Below are 17,980 nucleotides of genomic sequence, written 5' to 3'. Positions count from 1 at the left end.
TTATAGGGATGAAGAAGAAGTGTTTATCCTATTTTTTCTTCTATCTTTTAGAAAACAACCTTAAATAAAAACCAAGCCCCTAATCTTGCCTAAATTAGGGGCTTGGTTTTTATTGTTGTTTACGATCCCAGAAACGGCCTTCTGCAATGCCTTTAATAAAATCTGTTATATCTTTTGTAGACAGATTAAAGACGCCAGAATCATTTAAATCGATGCGAATATTATCTAAAGACTTTTTATCCTGGACAAAAAAAGCAAGGGGCTTAAAATGTTTAAAGGACATTTCAATAAATTCTAAAGGTTTTGCATCTATTTTGTTGTCGCTGCTGATAAGCAAGGCTGAATCAAACAGGCTGCTGTCTGCTGTGTCATAAGTGTCTGTAACTTTTAAATTTTCATTTAGAGGATGTACTTTTTTATCTACAATACTAAAGTTTATTTTAGATGATGCAAGTGAGTTGACCCATTCGGTAATTTTATTTAGATCTGGTGCGCCATTTAAAAGTATGGCAACATTTTTTGTATCCGGTTTTTTAATTGTATTTGCCATGCTGAGAGCAGGGGATTTTTTATCAGATTTTACTTCATTGTTTTCTTGCGGAAGCTGTGCGCCGATATTTTCGGAAACCTCTTCTGCTGCTTGTCTATCGATATGATTTAATACAGCAATGGCATTATCTTTAACTTGCTGAGATTTGCATTTTCCTAGTTCAAAGCTGAGCGCATTTTTAAGATGTTGTTGTTCATAAGATGCAAGGCTATTGTAGAATAATTTTGCTTGTGAATAAAAATCTAAAAAACTTTCACTTCGTCCCCGAACCTTATGTCCATCCACTTTTTCTTGATAATGTTCATAACCACCTTGACTTTCAGGTACTGGTTCTGGCTGATTATTATTTAAATTATTGCGATGATAGCTTGTTTGTCCATGATGGATAGTCATTTGGTGCATGCCGTCACGCTGATTATTATGGAATGGGCAAACTGGTTTATTAATTGGGATTTGATGAAAGTTGGGACCGCCTAAACGAGAAAGTTGTGTATCAGTATAGGAGAATAATCTTCCTTGCAATAAAGGGTCATTCGAAAAGTCAATGCCTGGAACTACATGACCTGGATGGAAGGCAATTTGTTCTGTTTCCGCAAAAAAGTTATCAACATTCCGATTTAACACCATTTTGCCGACAAGTTTTACTGGCACTTCTTCCTCAGGCCAAAGTTTTGTTGGATCTAATATATCAAAATTGAACTTGAATTCGTCTTCCTCTGGAATTAGTTGAAGTCCTAGCTCCCATTCTGGAAAATCACCTTTCTTAATTGCTTCATATAAATCTATTCGATGAAAATCCGGATTTTTTCCGGCAGCTTTTTGTGCTTCATCCCAAACTTGTGAATGAACGCCGAGTGCAGGCTTCCAATGAAATTTAACAAAATGTGCTTTCCCTTCTTTATTAACCAAACGGAATGTATGGACACCAAAACCCTCCATCATTCGTAAACTGCGAGGAATAGCACGGTCGCTCATTGCCCACATAATCATATGTGCGGATTCTGGATTTTGCCCGAAGAAATCCCAAAATGTATCATGGGCACTGGCTCCTTGGGGAACTTCTGTATCTGGTTCTGGTTTAACAGCATGAACAAAATCCGGAAATTTAATGGCATCTTGAATAAAGAAAACAGGCATATTATTGCCTACTAAATCATAATTGCCTTCATCTGTATAAAACTTTGTTGCAAAGCCGCGCACATCTCTGACTGTATCACTTGATCCTCTTGAACCTTGGACAGTCGAAAAGCGCACAAAAACAGGCGTGATTTTGGAGGGATCATTAAGAAAATCGGCTTTCGTGTATTTTTCCAAAGATTCATATACTTGGAAAACACCATGTGCACCTACCCCGCGAGCATGTACAATTCGTTCAGGAATGCGTTCATGGTCGAAGTGAGTCATTTTTTCTCTAAAATGGAAATCTTCCAAAAGTGTTGGTCCTCTTAATCCAGCTTTTAAAGAAAATTCATCATCTGCCATTTTGAGACCTTGGTTTGTTGTTAATCCAGCTTTTTGTTCATTATCAATCGTGTAATTTTTTAATTGTTCTGTCTTTTTATTTTCCACAAGAAGGCCTCCTCTAATTATTTATGTAGTACATTACAAGTCTTTTTCTTAACTTTCCCTATTTTTTCTATATAAAACATCAAGATACTCTACATTTCATTTATTTGAAAAATAGGTAATTAGTAACAAAATTTATAATTGTGTTAAATTCAGGAAACTATCCGCCGATGTAAAGGTGATAATTATTTTTTTATAAAGATAAAAAATGTTCTTTATAAAACGTTAACATATAATGCATCATTACATTTTTGATTTAGGCTGTTTTTGTAAAATTTGTTGCTTTTAAATCCAGGATGTTCGCTTTCCGTAGGGCGGTCTGCGGGGTTTAACCTGTCCCGCTAATCTAGCAGGGTCTCGCACCTTTCACTCCAACCAATCTGTTTTAACACTGGATTTATTCATTGGAATTATCTGAAAAACAACTATCTTTTAGAAAGCAGCTTTAATTTATTAGAAGAAACGAAGGGAAAAAAGGAGAATTAGATCATGGGACTGCAGGAATTTTTTAAGTGGAACAAAGGAACAGAACAAACAAGTTTAATAGAACAAGCAAAATCTTTAAATGGGAATATTTCCATTTCTAGTAAGAGTGAGTTGAACTGGCAACTTCAGATTATTAATTTAACAGAAAAAGATTTAAAACTGGTTAAAGCAATTAAACCAATTGTGGAGAAAAATATTGATTGGGTGACAGAGGAGTTTTATGAGAATATTACAAAACAGCCTAATTTGTTAGCCATCATTGAAAAGCATAGTAGTGTAGATAGATTAAAAAAAACATTGAAGGTCCATATTATTGAATTGTTTAATGGAGATATCAATGAAGAGTTTCTGGAAAAGAGAAAAAGAATTGCTCAGGTACATGTAAGAATAGGATTAGAAACAAAATGGTATATGTCAGCATTCCAAGATTTATTTAATTCTTTAATAAGACTGGTGGAGAGCATATTCGCTGACCGAAATGATTTAGTGATGGCAATTACGGTTATAGGAAAGTTAATTAACTTTGAGGAGCAAATAGTTTTAGAAGCTTATGAGGAAGAGAATAAAAAGATTCACGCAGTTTATGAAAGGCAAAAAGATGATTTTATAAAAGAAGTAAGCATAACAGCAGAGGGCCTAGCAGCAATAGCTAATGCTACAAGTTTATCAATCAACCAATTAAATGTTCAATCAGATAATATAGTTTCCCTAGCTCAAGTGGGGTTAGATCTTGCTAATCAATCTGAACAGTATTCCCAAGAAGGAAAGCTGCAGCTAGATGAACAAAGCAGAAATATGGAGGATATCGATGAAAGCATGTCCGCTATTAAAAGAGATTCTCAAAAACTTCAGCAAATATCGGAGCAGATTATTGAAGTGATACAGATTGTAAGCAATATTGCTAGTCAAACGAATCTTTTATCACTTAATGCATCTATTGAAGCTGCCAGAGCAGGTGAGCATGGCAAGGGTTTTGCCGTGGTAGCAAATGAAATTCGAAAATTATCAGATCAAACGAAACAATCTACAGAAAATGTGGCAAAGTTAATTGGAAAAACAAATCAGCAAGTTATGAATGTGGCCGTTTCCCTTGATAAGGTAAATGCTTTAGTTGCACAAGGAATGAAGGGGATGGGTGATACAGATAAGTACTTTGCTGAGATCCTGAAAGCAATGATTGAAACAAAGGATCAAAATAAAAGAATGGAAAAGGAAATACAGGATATGGCTATAGGGATAAAAGATATAGATGATATGGCAACAAAAGTAGCATTGTCTACAGAGGAGTTAAATCAAATATCTGAACGTTTTCAGCAACGATTAAATTAAGAAACAATATAAGCATGTTGTTTATCATAAAAAATTGCCGGTTTAGATGATTTTTAGCTTGGAAGCAGAGGAATGCCTATATATTTTAAGTTGTTCCTCTGCTTCCAAGCTTATAATTTAATGAGAACGATAGTATATATTCTTAGGAGATGGTTTGCGTATTAGAGGGAGAGGCTACATCTTCAGAATCCTTTTTTGGCGGCCATTCTCCTATAAACTCTTCTACATCATAAGTAAGGAATTCCTGTAAACTTTCATTTTTATGATCAAGAAAAAGCTCGTCTGCAACGGAAGATACAATCCTTGGGATACCATAGCGCATGCCTGAAAGAGCAGATGCTGCTAAACCACAGCTAATCAAGGCAGAATAATTAAAGGCAAACAGGCCATACAATAGTTTTTCCCCTTCTTTACCACGGCTTAAGAAGGAGAAGCCAGGGCTTAAATATGGATGTGCATCAAGCAGTGGATTAGCAATGTCCTCAGGTGCTTGGTAACGATCGCCCCAACGCGCAATATGCTTTTCAACACGTTTTAATTCTGGACGCAATCCAGGATCTGTCAATAAACCTGTACTAATGACAAGAAAATCAAAAGTGAACTTTCCTTGTGGTGTTGTTACTACTGCACCATCTATTGTTGCTTCTACATCCAGCCATGGAGCGCCTAAATGAAGATTAAATCCAGGCCAAGATGTTGCACGGTTAAATGTATCATTTGTTGGCGGCTGATTATGTTTGAAAAAATGGGAAATTGCCGTATATTTTTCGCTGTCGGACAGCACAGGAAATCTTTCTATTAAACCGGATATTTCCATTTGTCGAATTGGATTGATGCGAGGCATTTCTTTTCTGCGAACAAATACATGCGCTTCTCCTACTCCTTCAGATAATGCGAAATTTGCGTTATCGTATGCTGATGCGCCACCGCCTAAAATAGCAATCTTTTTCCCTTTTAGTTTTTTAAAATCTATATCTTTTGAAGTATGTGCATAAAGAGTTTTTGGAAGTTTATCTGATATAAATGATGGGACATGCCATTCTCCGCCGCCTTGAATACCGGTCGCAAGGATTACTTTACGGGCAAGAAGTTTATCGCTTGGTGCTCCTGTTCCTCCAATATGCAGCTTATGGATTCCTGTTTCATCTGGCTCAATATCATTTAGTGTTACTTCATTAAGGACAGGAAGCTGAAGCACTTGGCGATACCAACGCAAATAATTCATCCAGTCTCCTTTAGGAATTTTATCTATTTTTTCCCAGCCCTCTATACCAGTTTGTGCTTCCCAAAAAGATCGGAATGTTAAGGAAGGAACACCAAGGTCAATGGATGTTAAATGTTTAGGTGTGCGCAGCGTAACCATGCGAGCATAGGTTTCCCAAGGTCCTTCTAACCCTTCTTTATTTTCATCAATTATAAGAATATTAGAGATTCGCTCACGTAAAAGACCAAAAGCTATACCTAATCCACTTTGTCCCCCTCCAACGATAACTACATCATAAACATGACCTGCAGGATGTTGAATAGGACGAACCCAATCTGGGCCTCCAAAGTTAAGATAGGCTAAATCTGTCTTCACTCTTTCATTTAATGCTTCTAAGCTCATATACGAATCATCCTTTCTTTTTTCTTACTGCAAAATAAATTGCCATCTCAAAAGTGCTATAATGTTAGTTAATTATATGTTCGTTTTTATAACATGCAAATGTTAGTTTTAATAACAAATTTATTTCTTGTTCATATCTTATCATTTCTATAATTTAAGTGTATGTTTAATATATCTAAATTTTCTATAAATTTTTAGTTATATAAACCAGTCTTGATTTATGAAAATTAGTTTTAATTTCGAAAAGTATCTATTTTCAGACATTTAAATTTCACATTGACCGTTTTTTAAGTAACTTGATAAAATAACATATAGAAGTATCAATAAGAATTCGCAAACTCGTTTTTTAAGCGAGTGGTGAAATTTTGTAGAGTCTGACTCTGTTTCGTTCACCCATTATCCTATTTATTAGGATGATGGGTTTTTTTGCGTAAAAAGGAGCAAAGGGGAATAAATCAAATGAATGGAGGAATCTTTATCATGAATAAGTTAAAGTACTCGTTCTTCGTACTCGCTGGAGCGATTAGTTATGGTTTGCTTTCAACAGCCATTAAACTGGGAATGGAAAATGGTTTTACTGTTAATGAATTAGTGGGAGGGCAATATTTATTTGGCTGGTTAGGACTCTTTTTAGTAGTGCTTGTTTCATCAAAGTTTCGTTTATCCAAAAAATTAATATTTTCCTTATTGCTGGCAGGTATTCCAATGAGTTTAACAGGCATTACTTACGGTTTTGCTGTAAAGGAATTATCGGCTTCCATTGCAATTGTTTTTTTATTTCAATTCACATGGATTGGCGTCATTATTGAAGCTATTTCCAATAAAAAATTCCCAGGAAAAGATAAATGGCTGTCTATTTCTATTCTATTTATTGGGACTCTTTTTGCTGGAGGAATTTTTAACGGCAGTTCCTTATATTATTCGGCAAGTGGTGTAATCTTTGGTTTATTGGCAGCCTGCTTTTTCGCGTTAAATATCTTTTTTAATAGTCGTATTGCCACAAGAGTTCCAGCTTACACAAAAAGTTTTTATATGACAACAGGAGCCGCTATTATAATCTGTAGTGCATTTCCTCCAACATTTATCTTAAATGGTGCTCTTTTAGAAGGTCTATGGAAGTATGGAGTTTTTCTTGGTTTATTCGGTGTTGTACTTCCGGTGATTTGCTTTTCAATAGGAGCCCCTAAAGTAGGCGCAGGACTTGGGACTATTTTAAGCAGTGTAGAGCTGCCAGTAGTGGCTATTGCTTCTATTATATTTTTGCATGAAACAGTATCAGGATTACAATGGATTGGCATTGTTCTTATTTTGATTGGGATTATTGTTCCAAATGTGTACTTTATAAAGAAAAAAAGGCAACAGCAAATAACCCATGTAGCATAGGGAGGGATATAGACACTCTATAAAGATTGCCGTGCATCAATAACACATTATATAGAAAATGGCTTTTACTTGACGGGTAAATTTCTTTATACTAGAATAAACGTAACAATAAAATACTCCAAAGGGGAGTAGCTAACAGTTATGTCGTCAATACGTGATTTCTTCAATCACCGGCCTAGCTGGCAACAATGCGTTGTTTGCGAGACCTTTGCCTACATGGTAAAGGGATAAATATGTCTAATATAAACCTTTACCAATTATATGGTGAAGGTTTTTTTGTTTTTTAGGCAAAACAGCAGATCATTTCTTTTGTAGGAGGGAGAAAATATCTAATCTTTAAGGGAAAGATAAAACATAAGCAATAGATAATATTTAAAATAATGGAGGAATTTCGGATATGAAAAAATTATTTGCGGCACTGCTTACCTTTACTATTATGTTTTCGCCACTAGGAAGTGTGATAGTTCAAGATCAAATAAAAACTGTTGAGGCGAAGTCCTATAAATCAGGAAAAAAGAGCTTTAATCAGTCGAATAGTAATACAAATAATTCAAATGCAAATTCTTTTTTTCAAAAGAAAAAGTCGAATGATACTAAAACTGCAACTAAATCAAACAAAGGTTTCTTTTCTGGCGGCTTAATGAAAGGCTTAATGGTTGGTGGTCTAGCAGGATTATTATTTGGAAGTTTATTTGCCAACATGGGGATATTAGGGTCTATTTTAGGATTTATGATTAATGTATTCGCAATTATTTTGTTAATTGGCATCATCCGCAAAATATTTGCGTACTTTAAAAATAAAAAGAAAGAAGAAGCGAATCCATGGAGAAACTAATTATATCTGAACAAGATATTATTAATGCTTTATGTGTATATACTTCTCGCAAAAAACAAGTAAAACCAGAAGAGGTAGAAGTAGAACTAATGTATGATGATGATTATGGATTTTCCGCAGAAACATATGTTGACGGGCGCAAGCAGATATTAATTACACAGAATATAATAGAAGCATTGCGTTTATGGATGGATGAATATATGCATATTGATCCGTATATCGGAATAAAGCTAGAGCTTGATGATGAGATGGGCATTATTGCTGTGACCCAATAAAAAACAACCAAAGTGCATAGTGCACTTTGGTTGTTTTTGTTATTTGCTTTCTAAAAAGAATTTTTCAAATGTTTTTAATTGATCATCGAGTGTATAAGGATCTGTGAAAGAAGAAGATTCTCCGTCTATTTCAAGCACGCGATTATTTTTAACTGCTGGAATATTTTTATAAGTTTCCGATTCTTGGAAGGAGTTATCTGCACTAGAATATTTGCTGAATATAATATAGTCTCCTGCATAATCTGGAATTACTTCCGCAGATATTGTATAGTAGCCAGCTTTTAATGCATCTTTTTTGACTTTTTCAGGCATTTTCAATTGCATTGCCTGATACAATATCTCCGTTCCGCGTGCCCAGTTGTTTCCGAATACATAGAGGTCTTTATCATAACCTTCCATTACGGTAACAGTAGCATCTTCACCAATTTTTCCCTTTACTTTTTCTCCAGCTTCCTGTGCACGCTGTTTAAAATCATCTACCCAAGCAGTTGCCTCTTTTTCTTTATTTAAAAGCTTTCCTAATTCAATATGTTGACTTAAATAATCTAATTTGCCCCAAGTATAGGTAACAGTTGGTGCTATTTCTTTTAGTTTATCAATATTTTTAATATTAGATAAACCAATAATTAAATCTGGTTCTAATTCGATAATTTTTTCTAAGTTTTCGTCTGAAACTTCTTCTGCCTCTTTTAATTCTTTTTCGAAGCGAGGATTTGATTTAGACCAAACGTCCACCCCGACAATATTTACACCTAATTTTAAAACATTTCCTGTAAATCCAGATAAAAGAACGACGCGTTTTGGTTCGGTTGGAACCTCAACAGGGCCTGTTTCTGATTCATATGTAAAAAATTCTTCTTTTTCTTCCTTTTTAGCAGTGCTTTTCTTTTCTTCTGAGCTGCTTCCACATGCGCTTAAAGCTAAAATCAACAGTAGAATAACCGGAAATAACAACTTCTTCATGCTTGTTCCCCCATCTTATATGTATTTTAAGTAGTTTAATGGTTAATAATCATTAAATTAAATAACTGTGATAAAATGATAATGATTATCAATGTTATTAACGTTTTAAATATAAGGTCAGTTTTATAGATTGTCAATATATTTTCTGATTTTTGTCACTTTTAATCTGGCATGAAGAAAAATAATATAATAGAATAAAATTAATTATTAAATGTTAGCTTTTCTATCATTAATGTTCTTTTATTTTATTAGAAAAAAGAGATTCTATGAATAGAACCTCTTAGAGTGTAGACAAAGTCAAAAATGCAGACTTTCAGGCTGTCGATATAAAAATTATTCTCTTGTTAATGCTGTTTTTTTATTTTAAAGATTTACAGATGGGCCAAAAAATTCGTAATGAATAGAAGCATCATCCACACCAATTTCTTTTAAACTGCTTATAGTATTTCTTAAAAATGGAACAGGCCCGCATATATAATAGTCGGCGTTTTTATTTGCAATATTGCTTTTTAGCCATTCTGTATCAATAAAGCCTGCTTTGCGGAAATGGATATCCTTTTGATCTTCTTCAGAAGGATTGTCGTATAAATAAGATAGATAGAAATTTGACAGTTTACCTTCCAATTCTTGCAGCTCTTTTTTAAATGCTTGAACCTTCCCGTTTCTAGCAGCATGAATAAAGTCTATTTCAAGATTTAATTGTTTTTCAGCTATGTCATTTATCATACTCATAAATGGAGTGATTCCAACGCCTCCGCTTAAGAAAACAAGCTTTTTGTTTTCTGAAAGGCTGTTTAAAGTGAACTCTCCGGCAGGTGCTGTAACTTCTATTATATCTCCAATATCTATTTGATCATGAAGATAGTTGGATACCATACCTGCAGGTTTAGAGGTTTCGGCTTCTCTTTTTACAGAAATACGATAGTATTTTTTATTTGGGGAAGTGGATAAGCTATATTGACGATTAAATAAAAATTGCTCCCCTGGAATAGAAATACGGATAGAAATATATTGCCCTGGTTTGAATTCTGGAAGAAAACTGCCATCTTCTGCTGCTAAATAAAAGGATGTAATGCATTCGCTTTCTATGACTTTATCAATTATTTTAAAGTTTTTATAATCAGACCAGCCATCTTCTTGATTTTTTGCTTCTGCATACATTTCTTTTTCTATATTGATAAAGACTTCTGCAATGACACCATAAGCTTCTGCCCATGCATTAATAATTTCATCTGTCGCAGCGTCTCCAAGAACTTCTTTAATAGATTGAAGAAGAAATTGTCCTACAATTGGATAATGTTCTGCCTTTACTGCTAAACTGCGGTGTTTATGAGCAATTTGCTGTACAACTGGAATAATAGTTTCAAGTTTATCAATATTTTTTGCGGCAGCCAGAACTGTGTTCGCAAGAGCAGTTTGTTGTCTGCCTTGCTTTTGGTTGGTATGGTTAAAAATGTTTAGTAATTCCGGGTGAGCTTCAAACATATTTTTATAGAAAACAGTAGTAATTTTTGTGCCGTGCACTTCTAAAACGGGAACGGTTGATTTAATGATTTCAATTGTTTTTTGTGATAGCATACAAATAACTCCTTTTAAAGTAGTATTTAAAATACATCTTTTATGCTTTTATACTAAAACTAAAAAAACCTAAAAGCAATATTTAAAATACATCTTTTAAATCTTTATTTAGATAAGTTAACAAAATGTTCACATTTACACTATTTAAAACGTAAAAATATAATCAAGATAGGAGGAATAACCGTGAGGCTAACTAGCTATACTGACTACTCATTAAGAGTGCTTATTTATTTAGGAACAAATACAGAAGAAAAGTTGGTCAATATAAAAGAAATAGCAGAGACCTACAGTATTTCTAAAAATCATTTAATGAAAGTTATCTATAACTTGGGAAAAATGGGCTATATTGAAACAGTTAGAGGGAGAAATGGAGGTATGCGCTTAGCGATGAATCCAGCAGAGATTAATATGGGAGAGGTTGTCCGGAAAACAGAAGAAGATTTTTATTTGGTGGAGTGTTTTGAAAGTGGAAGCAAGTGTGTTATTACCCCTGTTTGTTCATTAAAGCACATATTAAATGAGGCGTTAAACCAATTTATGAGTGTACTTGATCAATATACTTTGGAAGATGTTATTCAAAATAATGTGTTGCTGAAGCAATATTTATCTGTAAAACAGAGTACTGTATGAAAAGGGCATTAGCAAAACAATAATAGAGAGCCAAATTGTTTCACATGAAACAATTTGGCTCATAAATGAATAAGAAGCAAGTATCTTAGAAATATTGATAAGAAAAATAGTTGCTTATGCATTTCCTAGCAGGATAGCAAATGAAAGGGGCTGTACCCAAAAGTCATTATTTACTGGCTTTTGGGACGCCCCTTTTTTGTATCAATCAAAGTGCAATTTATAGTCTTCTGATTTAATCATTTTTAATTTTCTAGAGAATATATAAATAAGAACTGAATTTAATAAAATTGGAAGAATGAAGAAAGTCGTAACCATAATCGTTATATTTTGGGTGGTCCAGCCGCCAGCTGCTAAGTGCATATAATTAAGTGGGCCTACCAGACCAGATAATCCAAATCCCGCACTATATGGGGTGCCTTGAATATTTAACATGCCTGCAAGTGCGCCTAAAACAGCTGCTGTAATTAGCATAGGAATAATAATCTTAGGCTTCATAAAAAAGTTGCGCATTTGTATTTTGGGGGATCCTAATACATGTGCTAATGCTGTCCCTAGTGCATTAGCTTTATAGCTGGCAATTGCCAGACCAATGCCTGCAGCGACAATGCCTAAATTGGCAGCACCTGACCCAATTCCAGATAGGGAGATAACGGTGGCGACCCCAACTGTTGATATAGGTGATAAAATGATAATACAGAAAATCACAGAAATAATAATGCTCATGATGACTGGTTGGAGTGATGTTGTTTTAGCAATGGCAACACCAATTAAGCCAGTAGTTGATTTCATGTAAGGCAAAATCAAATAGCCTATCATACCAGGAATAAGAATGCTTAGGGTCGGAAGTAATAGAATAGAATATTCTTTTAATCGATTGCCGACAAATTTCACAAATAAAACTGTTAATGCGGCAGTAATCCCTGTGTTGACTACAATGCCAATTCCATTTAATGCAAATAAGCCATCGGCGGTTTTTTGAATAGCGCCGCTGCCAACCATTGCAGCTATTCCAACACTTGCAGTTTGAATAGCTGTTAATTTAAAGGACACACCAATCATGACTCCAATCATAACGGGAAGAAGGCTCATTATAATAGTTGTAATATCTAATATATGCTGTAAAAAGGGAAAGCTAGGAATCAGCAATTTTAAGATTTCTCCTAATAAGGCATTAGGGATTAATGATACAACAATACCAATGCTCATTCCTGTTAATAATTTATTGAAAAACTCTTTCATGCCAAATTGCTCCAATCGCATTCATTATTTTGGAGTTAATTATAAAAAATATTCAGAAAATCGTCAACAATTATTTTTTAACACTTCAACGCAAGAAAGAGTCATTTGTGAAAAAAGTTATATACATATAACTTTGAATTAAATGGTTATTTTAATAAAATATTCCAAATGGTTTGTCTGTTTGTTACAATAAATAGACAGAACTTCACTCCTAGGATTAAAGGTGTTTATAAATGGAAAGATATAGGGAGATTAATATAAAGTATTATTATCATTTTATTAAAGCCATCATTGCGTTTATGGCATTAGCAATTATATCAAGTCATGGCAAGTCTACAGCAGAATATTTATTTTTAGGGGCATTAATTATTGTGCTTGCTATTGTACTGTTTGTTTACCCAAAACATGAAACTTTTTTAATGAAGATATTCATTATACTTTTAGGCACTATTTACTTTTACTCTATTTTTTATATTTATCCAGAAACTTGGTCTAGTTTTATATTTATTTGTTTAATACCATTGATATCTATTTTATTTTTTGATGCCAAGTTATTTTATTTTTCTGCTGTTTTAAATGGCCTGTTATATTCTGCTATTTCCAGCTATATTATTTTATTCGAAAGCAACCCAGCATTTAATTATATGAAGACAGATATTATCGGGAATGCTATGAATTTTCTTGGAAGTCAACTTTTGCTATTTTTTATTTTTTGGCTTACACTTATACGCATAAAAAAACAGCAGTTATATTATGAACAATTGCAGCAATCAGAAAAACTTAAGACAACATGGCAGCTTGCTGCAGCCGTTGCGCATGAAATAAGAAATCCGTTGACTGTTGTAAAAGGTTTTCTGCAATTATATGAATCAGATGTTTCCACTCCTTCAGATAGAAAAGACAATTATCGTTTAATGATGGATGAATTGAATATGGCTGAAAAAGTAATCTCGCAATTTTTAATGGTAGCAAAACCAGATACAGGGGAAAAAAGTGAAGAAATTATTGATGTAAATCAGGAACTTCGCAATATAGTGGATTTAATGAAATCTTATAGCTACTTAAATGATAGTGAATTTTTTTTAGAGCTTGAAAGCGACTGTTATACTTGCATGAATATAATGGAATTTAAACAACTGTTTATTAATATAATAAAAAATGCTATTGAAGCATCTAGTCACGGGCAGACTATTGTAATTAAGAATAGAGAAAAAGGCAAACAGATATGGATAGAAGTAATCGATAGAGGGAATGGAATGACAAAGGAAGAGCTGCGATCTCTTGGCACTCCTTTCTATTCATTAAAGAGCAAGGGTACTGGGCTTGGAATGATGATTTGTTATAATATAGTTCTTAAATATCAAGGAACGATAGATATTAATAGCAAAAAGGGGAAAGGCACTGCTGTAGCGGTTAAACTGCCTTCATGTAGTAGGAGATAAAGATTACGGAAGAAAAATAAAGGGCAAAGCGACTTCAATAGTCTCTTTGCCCTTTATTTTTTTCAATGTATGGAAATTTAAGCTGATAATAGAAGAAATATTCACTAATCATTTTTTAATAACAAATAGATAAAATAGGGAGCTCCAATAAAAGCCACCACAATACCTGCTGGAATTCCATCTGGATCCACTATATTTCGGCCAATGGTATCAGCCAATAAAAGAAGCCACCCGCCGATAAGCATGGCAACAGGAAGAAATAGTTGATTTCTGGGACCAACTAGCGCCTTTGCAATATGTGGCGCCATTAAGCCGATAAAGAAGATGCTTCCTGCAACAGAAACGGCGGCAGAAGCTAAGGCGATTGCTGCAATAAGCAAGGTTATTCTTTCTTTATTGATTGATACGCCAAGTCCAATCACAACAGGCTCATTTAAACTTAAGAGATCTAATCGTTTTGCTTTATAAAAAACAAATGGAATAAGTATAATCAGCCATGGAAGGATAGAGTAAATAAAAATCCAATCAGATCCCCAAATATTTCCGGAAAGCCACTTAGCAATAAAATTCACCTTTTCACGATCTGCTGAAGAGATAAGAACAATCATTATTCCTGAAAGTGCCATAGAAAAGCCCACACCTACTAATACAAGTCTAATTGGCTGAAAACCGGTAGCGCGCTTATAAGAGAAAAAGTAAATAAGCACGGAAGTAAAAAAGGCACCAGCAAATGCAAATATAGGGATCAAATAGGTAAAGCTGCCTGCTTCTATAGGGAAAAATAAGAAGAATACTGCTACAGCGACACCAGCTCCAGAGTTAATGCCGATAATACCAGGTTCAGCTAAGTCATTTCGTGTGATGCTCTGCAAAATAGCACCAGAAAGAGCAAGAGCCACACCAGCTAAAAAAGTAATGATAATTCTGGGCAAACGAATGGAAAAGAGCACAAATTCTTCTTTAAAAGTGCCATTTCCTAAAAAGGTAGGCAACAAACGGTTATAGGATAAGGAAGAAGCTCCCATGCCTAAACTGGTAAAAATCGTAAAAATAGTTAATATAGATAATATAATTAAGGCTAATCGTTGTTTTTTTATAACATTTGGATGTATCATCAGTACCCTTTTCCTCCTTTATTGACAATAAGCAAGAAGAAAGGCAATCCTAGCATGGCTACAATTGCGGCAACTGGCGTTTCATAAGGGGCATTAATTATTCTTCCTAATGTATCGGCAGCTAGCATAAACGTTCCACCAAAAATAGCTGACATTGGAATAATATAACGATAATCTGTTCCTACGATAGCTCGTACAATATGCGGAATCATGAGTCCGATAAAAGCCATATTGCCAACAAGTGCAACGGAGGCTCCTGCTAGAACTGTAATGACAATAAACAGAATAATTTTGACATATTTTGTTTTTTGACCTAAACCTACGGCTACTTCTTCGCTTAAACTTAAAATAGTCAGTTGGCGTGAAAGGAAACAGGATATGAATATTCCAATTAGAATAAAAGGAATAATGAGCTGCAGTTGTCCCCAAGCAGTACCTATTAAACCGCCAGACGTCCACATAGAAATATTTTTGGATAATTTAAAAATAAGACCAATTCCCTCTGCAACTGCTGTTAAGAAGGCAGAAATGGCGGATCCTGCCAGAATGAGCTTAAAGGGAGATAATCCCTGCTTTTTAACAGCTCCAATTCCAAAAACCAGCAGGGTGCCAAGAGCTGCTCCGATAAAACAAGCAATCATTATACTGAAATAATTGGCAGATGGAATAAACGCTAAAGTTAAAGCAAGGGCAAAGTTTCCTCCTGCGGTTAGGCCCAATAAGCCTGGATCAGCTAAAGGGTTTCGCGTAATTCCCTGCATAATGGCTCCAGATACGGCAAGAGCTGCCCCTACGGTAATAGCTCCAATCTCTCTTGGTAGTCGAATTTCGCGAAGAAGCGTTATATTATCGCTTTTTATTTTAGTAGTAAGAGCCAGCCAAACATCTTTAATAGACGTATCTGCTGCACCAAAAACCATTGAGACAAAAAATACGGCGATAAATAAAAGGATTGCTAATATAAATTTCCATGCAATGAACTGGCTAAAGGTAGTGTTTTTTGTCATTTATCATCTTTCTTTCTGTAGTTTGGCAGTATAATTAATTAAGAGTTTAAATCCTAAAAAGAAAGTAGCAATTCTTTTATAGAAAATGCTACTTTTGGGTATGCTTTTGTGATTTTGATAAAATAATTATTTTTCTAAAAAATGCTCTTTGAAGAAGTCCAATTGAAAATCGAGTGTAAGTGGATCATTAAAGTAGAACTCGCTTGCATTTGCTTCAAAAACATGATTGTTCTTTACTGCTGACATATTTTTGTATGTTTCTGTATTTTGGAAGGAGTTATCCTGATCATTATATTTGCTGACTACCAGATAATCTCCTACGTATTCGGGCAGAACTTCTGATGAAATAGCATAATAGCCATCTTTAAGTGCCATTTTTTCTACTTTTTCCGGCATTTTTAGTCCCATTTCCTGATAAAGGATTTCTGTTCCGCGACCCCAGTTATTTCCGAATACATACATTTGCTTATTGAAATTTTCAACAACAGTTACCGTTGCATCTTCACCAATTTTTGCTTTAATCTCTTTTCCGGCACTCGCTGCACGTTCTTTAAAGTCATTGATCCAGTCCTGTGCTTCTTTCTCTTTGTTTAAAACTTTTCCAATTTCTAAATGTTGTGTAAGATAATCAACTTTTCCATAGGTAAAAGTTACAGTCGGTGCAATTTTCTTTAATTTATCCATATTTTTAACATTGTCTAACCCAATAATTAAATCTGGATTTAATTCAATTATTTTTTCTATATTCTCATCGGATATTTCTTCAGCATCTTTTAAGCCCTCTGCAAAACGAGGGTTTGCCTTTGACCAGGAGTCCACTCCCACTACATTAACGCCTAATGACATAACACTTCCAGCAAATGATGATAATACTACAACACGCTGTGGGTTTTTAGGTACTTCAATTGGACCATCTTGCGACTGATAGGTAATGGTTCCTGATGCTTCTTTTTCATTTTCCTTGCTGTTTTTTTCATTTGTATTGCCGCATGCACTAATAACTAACGCTAAGATTAGAATAAATGGAGCTAAAAGCTTCTTCATCGTTGTTTTCTCCCTTAATTAAATGATAAGTAAGACACATAGGTTTTTTTGTTCTTGGATCCCGTCCTATTACAGCATCAATTTGAAAAACTTTTTCTAACACCTCGTGTGTAATTACTTCTTCACAATTTCCTGCTTTTACGACTTGCCCCTCTTTCAAGGCGATAATATAATCAGCAAAGCGTGCAGCTTGGTTTAAATCATGAAGAACCATAATAATGGTGCGATCTTGCTCACGATTTAACTTTTGCAAGCATTCGAGTACTTCCAGTTGGTGAGCCATATCTAGATACGTTGTTGGTTCATCAAGGAAAATGATATCTGTTTCTTGAGCTAAGGCCATGGCTATCCATACGCGCTGTCTCTGTCCGCCAGAAAGTGCATCAACAGAGCGATATTTAAATTCAGAAGTACCAGTTACATCTAATGCCCAATCAATGGCTTCTATATCTTTTTTTGTTAATTTTCCGAAACCCTTTTGATGAGGAAATCTGCCGTATGATACTAGTTCTCCAACAGTTAATCCAGATACGCTTTCTGGTGTTTGTGGGAGAATGGCCATTTTTTTGGCTAAAGTTTTTGTATTTATTTTGGAAATTTCTTCTCCATCTAATAAAGCCGAACCTGATTGGTGGGGAATAATTCTGGTAATTGCTTTTAAAAGAGTGGATTTTCCACATCCATTTGAGCCGATAATAGTAGTAATTTTTTTATCCGGTATTTCTACACATAGATCTTTTACAATTAAACGCTCACCATAGCCGATGCTGATATCTTCTGTATATAGCCGAACCATAATAGCCTCCTTGAATTAGCCGTATTTACCATCTCGATGAGAATGATAATCAATAATGAATAGTTAAATAATATTATCGTTTAATATTTCTGTCAATATACCATTGTCAAAAAACGAAAAAGAGGGTAAAATTCTA

At 34.5% G+C, this 17,980-nt stretch carries 15 protein-coding genes; 6 read left to right on the top strand and 9 right to left on the bottom strand.

Annotated elements, in window-relative coordinates; translation table 11 throughout:
* Nucleotides 1-109: 109 nt before the first annotated feature.
* Nucleotides 110-2,119, bottom strand: coding sequence for a catalase (locus NCCP28_RS15910; protein WP_248562406.1), 2,010 nt, complete (start codon nt 2,117-2,119; stop codon nt 110-112).
* A 486-nt stretch (nt 2,120-2,605) separates the two neighbouring features.
* Here NCCP28_RS15910 and NCCP28_RS15905 point away from each other — a divergent pair, with 486 nt between their 5' ends.
* Nucleotides 2,606-3,931, top strand: coding sequence for a globin-coupled sensor protein (locus NCCP28_RS15905; protein WP_248562405.1), 1,326 nt, complete (start codon nt 2,606-2,608; stop codon nt 3,929-3,931).
* 142 nt (nt 3,932-4,073) lie between these two features.
* Here NCCP28_RS15905 and NCCP28_RS15900 read toward each other — a convergent pair whose 3' ends face one another.
* Complete coding sequence (locus NCCP28_RS15900) at nt 4,074-5,537, bottom strand: NAD(P)-binding domain-containing protein (RefSeq protein ID WP_248562404.1); 1,464 nt, start codon at nt 5,535-5,537, stop codon at nt 4,074-4,076.
* Nucleotides 5,538-6,017: 480 nt separating this feature from the next.
* Between NCCP28_RS15900 and NCCP28_RS15895 the strand changes: the two genes are divergently transcribed.
* From NCCP28_RS15895 to NCCP28_RS15885, 3 genes are all read left to right on the top strand, one after another.
* A complete protein-coding gene (locus tag NCCP28_RS15895) occupies nt 6,018-6,920 on the top strand; it encodes an EamA family transporter (RefSeq protein ID WP_248562403.1) in 903 nt (300 codons plus the stop codon).
* A 397-nt stretch (nt 6,921-7,317) separates the two neighbouring features.
* Nucleotides 7,318-7,755, top strand: coding sequence for a hypothetical protein (locus NCCP28_RS15890; protein WP_248562402.1), 438 nt, complete (start codon nt 7,318-7,320; stop codon nt 7,753-7,755).
* A complete protein-coding gene (locus NCCP28_RS15885) occupies nt 7,743-8,030 on the top strand; it encodes a YxcD family protein (RefSeq protein WP_248562401.1) in 288 nt (95 codons plus the stop codon). The genes NCCP28_RS15890 and NCCP28_RS15885 overlap by 13 nt, the downstream gene beginning before the upstream one ends.
* A 39-nt stretch (nt 8,031-8,069) precedes the next feature.
* Here NCCP28_RS15885 and NCCP28_RS15880 read toward each other — a convergent pair whose 3' ends face one another.
* Both NCCP28_RS15880 and hmpA read right to left on the bottom strand, forming a co-directional pair.
* Nucleotides 8,070-8,993: an iron-hydroxamate ABC transporter substrate-binding protein gene (locus NCCP28_RS15880; protein ID WP_248562400.1), complete on the bottom strand. Its 924-nt coding sequence runs from the start codon at nt 8,991-8,993 to the stop codon at nt 8,070-8,072.
* A gap of 363 nt (nt 8,994-9,356) precedes the next feature.
* Nucleotides 9,357-10,571 (bottom strand): NO-inducible flavohemoprotein, encoded by a 1,215-nt coding sequence (gene hmpA, locus NCCP28_RS15875; protein WP_248562399.1) that lies wholly within the window; start codon nt 10,569-10,571, stop codon nt 9,357-9,359.
* Nucleotides 10,572-10,754: 183 nt separating this feature from the next.
* Between hmpA and NCCP28_RS15870 the strand changes: the two genes are divergently transcribed.
* On the top strand, nt 10,755-11,201 hold the full coding sequence (locus tag NCCP28_RS15870) for an RrF2 family transcriptional regulator (protein WP_248562398.1): 447 nt from the start codon (nt 10,755-10,757) through the stop codon (nt 11,199-11,201).
* 201 nt (nt 11,202-11,402) lie between these two features.
* Here NCCP28_RS15870 and NCCP28_RS15865 read toward each other — a convergent pair whose 3' ends face one another.
* Nucleotides 11,403-12,440: a PTS sugar transporter subunit IIC gene (locus tag NCCP28_RS15865; protein WP_248562397.1), complete on the bottom strand. Its 1,038-nt coding sequence runs from the start codon at nt 12,438-12,440 to the stop codon at nt 11,403-11,405.
* Between the two features lie 233 nt (nt 12,441-12,673).
* Between NCCP28_RS15865 and NCCP28_RS15860 the strand changes: the two genes are divergently transcribed.
* Nucleotides 12,674-13,882, top strand: a complete 1,209-nt coding sequence (locus NCCP28_RS15860; RefSeq protein ID WP_248562396.1) for a sensor histidine kinase — start codon at nt 12,674-12,676, stop codon at nt 13,880-13,882.
* A gap of 104 nt (nt 13,883-13,986) precedes the next feature.
* Here NCCP28_RS15860 and NCCP28_RS15855 read toward each other — a convergent pair whose 3' ends face one another.
* From NCCP28_RS15855 to NCCP28_RS15840, 4 genes are all read right to left on the bottom strand, one after another.
* Nucleotides 13,987-14,997: a FecCD family ABC transporter permease gene (locus NCCP28_RS15855; protein ID WP_375709419.1), complete on the bottom strand. Its 1,011-nt coding sequence runs from the start codon at nt 14,995-14,997 to the stop codon at nt 13,987-13,989.
* The gene (locus NCCP28_RS15850) at nt 14,997-16,004 is read right to left on the bottom strand and encodes a FecCD family ABC transporter permease (RefSeq protein WP_248562395.1); all 1,008 of its coding nucleotides are present in this window, start codon (nt 16,002-16,004) and stop codon (nt 14,997-14,999) included. The genes NCCP28_RS15855 and NCCP28_RS15850 overlap by 1 nt, the downstream gene beginning before the upstream one ends.
* 126 nt (nt 16,005-16,130) lie before the next feature.
* A complete protein-coding gene (locus tag NCCP28_RS15845) occupies nt 16,131-17,048 on the bottom strand; it encodes an iron-hydroxamate ABC transporter substrate-binding protein (RefSeq protein WP_248562394.1) in 918 nt (305 codons plus the stop codon).
* Entirely contained in the window at nt 16,999-17,844 is an 846-nt protein-coding gene (locus NCCP28_RS15840) for an ABC transporter ATP-binding protein (protein ID WP_248562393.1), read from the bottom strand. The genes NCCP28_RS15845 and NCCP28_RS15840 overlap by 50 nt, the downstream gene beginning before the upstream one ends.
* Nucleotides 17,845-17,980: the final 136 nt, after the last annotated feature.

The sequence above is a fragment of the Niallia sp. NCCP-28 genome (genome assembly GCF_023168165.1).
In the GTDB taxonomy this organism is placed as follows: domain Bacteria; phylum Bacillota; class Bacilli; order Bacillales; family Cytobacillaceae; genus Niallia.
This window is presented reverse-complemented; position numbering and strand designations above follow the sequence as displayed.